Raw genomic sequence first — 2447 nt, forward strand, 5'->3', positions numbered from 1 at the left:
CCGCAGTCGGCAGTCTTCAGTCGGCAGTCAAATTCCGAAAAAACAAATCATCAAATCACCAAATAAACAAAACCTGTCCGTATGGATAAATAATTCTTTCAACAACCCATAAAGTCGTCATTGTGAGAGAGGTACGACCGCGACAATCTCGGGCTTTTTTGCAGAGGTAGTAAAAAAAGCATCCTACTCTTATTCATCAGATTGCTTCAGTCATACTTCCTTCGCAATGACGGTATGGTGGAGCTTTCAAATAAACAAAAAGAAGTACTTAGAGTTATGTGTTACGAATAAACAAATTACGAGTCCGCAGTCTCCAGTCGGCAGTCAAAAACAGCCCCCAGTCCGCAGTTGAATAACGTTGATTTATTAATTACTTTTTTCTCTGCGTTTCTGCGACTCTGCGTTTAAACAAATAAACAACTCATCAAAAGTTTCGCATAAAATTTTTGTACCCTAATCTTCTAACAGCAGTTCCGTTAAAAATTTTCTCAAACTTTTTTTCATCTAAGTTTTTCCAGTCTTTGTCGGTATAATTTTTAATTACTTCTTTAATTAAAAAATCACTTTCTTCTGTTATTGGTATTTCTTTGTTGTAAGGGCAAACGTTTTGGCAAATATCACAACCGTAAACCCAATTATGCGTATCAAAATTTAGAGACGGATTATTGTTTTCAATTGTTTGATAAGAAATACATTTGTTGGAGTCAATTTTATATGCTTCAATTAAAGCATTTGTCGGGCATGCATCAATGCATTTTGTACAACTTCCGCATTGTTCCTCTATTGCTTGGTCATAATTTAATTCAAGATCAATAATTATTTCACCGAGGAAAACAAAAGAGCCGTATTTTTGATTTATCAAAAGAGTGTTTTTGCCAATCCATCCTATTCCTGATTTTTCCGCCCAAGCTTTTTCAAAAACCGGAGCGGTATCGACAAAAAATCTTGCGTTTTTTTCCCCTGTACATTTCTCAATAAAAGCCGTTAAAGATTTAAGTTTCTTCTTAAGTACCTTGTGATAATCCCTGCCATAAGCATATTTAGATATTTGATATTTTGTATCAGGATTTTGTTTTTCTTGAGGATAATAATTTAAAAGTAGAGAAATAACAGATTTTGAATTTTCAACCAATTCTTGCGGATTTTTTCTTTTACTTATGTTGTTTGCCAAATAATCCATTTTTGCATTACGTCCTTCTTTAAGATATTTGTCAAAATGTTTTGCTTCATTTTCTAAAAAAGAAACTTTAGAAATTCCACATGCAACAAAAGCAAGTCTTTTAGCTTCTTTTTTTATTGCGAGTGTAATTTCTTTTTTGTTATTTTTTTGCATGCAATTCTTTAAAAATCAAACAATGATTGAGTTGATTTTCCCGGTTTTATATTCAAATGTTTGAATGCTCTCGGAGTTGCTTCTCTGCCTCTTGCTGTTCTTTTTAAAAACCCTTCTTTAATCAAAAACGGTTCATAAACTTCTTCAATTGTTTCAGCTTCTTCACTTACTGCTGTTGCAATAGTTTTAATACCCACAGGACCTCCATTAAATTTTTCAATTATTGATAAAAGTATTTTATTATCCATTTCGTCCAATCCGTTTTCATCCACACCAAGTGCTTCAAGAGCATATTTAGTTATTTTCATTTCAACTTTACCATCGGTTTTTATTTGGGCAAAATCTCTTACTCTACGCAATAAAGCATTAGAAACACGGGGTGTTCCTCTGCTTCTTCTTGCAATTTCAAATGCCGCATCATGCTTAATATCTACATTTAAAATTCCGGAAGAACGCTGAACAATTAATGTAAGTTCTTCGGCAGTATAATATTCAAGACGTGCAGAAATACCAAAACGTGCACGCAAAGGAGATGTAAGTAAGCCTGAACGAGTTGTTGCACCAACTAAAGTAAATGGGTTTAATTTTAATTCAACAGACCTTGCATTTGGTCCTTGGTCAATCATAATATCTATTTTATAATCTTCCATTGCCGAATAAAGATATTCTTCAACAAGGGGATTCATTCTGTGGATTTCATCAATAAAAAGAATATCACCTTCATCAAGATTTGTTAATAATCCCGCAAGATTTGCAGGTTTGTCAAGTACAGGTCCTGATGTTGTTTTTATATCCGATTCAAGTTCATTTGATAAAATGTAAGCAAGTGTTGTTTTTCCTAATCCGGGAGGTCCATGTAAAAGAATATGATCAAGTGCTTCACCTCTTTGCTTTGCCGCTTTCACAAAAACTATTAAATTGTCAAGCAGTTTTTTTTGCCCAACAAAATCATCAAATTCAATTGGACGTAATTCCTTCTCCACTTTTTTTTCCTTAGAGGATAAAGCATCTATTGTTCTTTTTATTTCTTCATTGTTTCCCACAATATTCAATATTATTTCCTTTGTTTGAATTTTACAAATTTCAACAAAAATAAGCATTTGAATTTAAATAA

2 protein-coding genes are annotated in these 2447 nt (G+C 32.9%); both read right to left on the reverse strand.

Features of this window, described 5'->3' with window-relative positions; translation table 11 throughout:
* Window positions 1-424: 424 nt before the first annotated feature.
* A complete protein-coding gene (queG, locus tag U9R42_09685) occupies window positions 425-1333 on the reverse strand; it encodes a tRNA epoxyqueuosine(34) reductase QueG (GenBank protein MEA3496293.1) in 909 nt (302 codons plus the stop codon).
* 8 nt (window positions 1334-1341) lie between these two features.
* Entirely contained in the window at window positions 1342-2376 is a 1035-nt protein-coding gene (gene ruvB, locus U9R42_09690; GenBank protein ID MEA3496294.1) for a Holliday junction branch migration DNA helicase RuvB, read from the reverse strand.
* Window positions 2377-2447 lie beyond the last annotated feature (71 nt).

It is taken from the genome of Bacteroidota bacterium (genome assembly GCA_034723125.1).
In the GTDB taxonomy this organism is placed as follows: domain Bacteria; phylum Bacteroidota; class Bacteroidia; order CAILMK01; family JAAYUY01; genus JAYEOP01.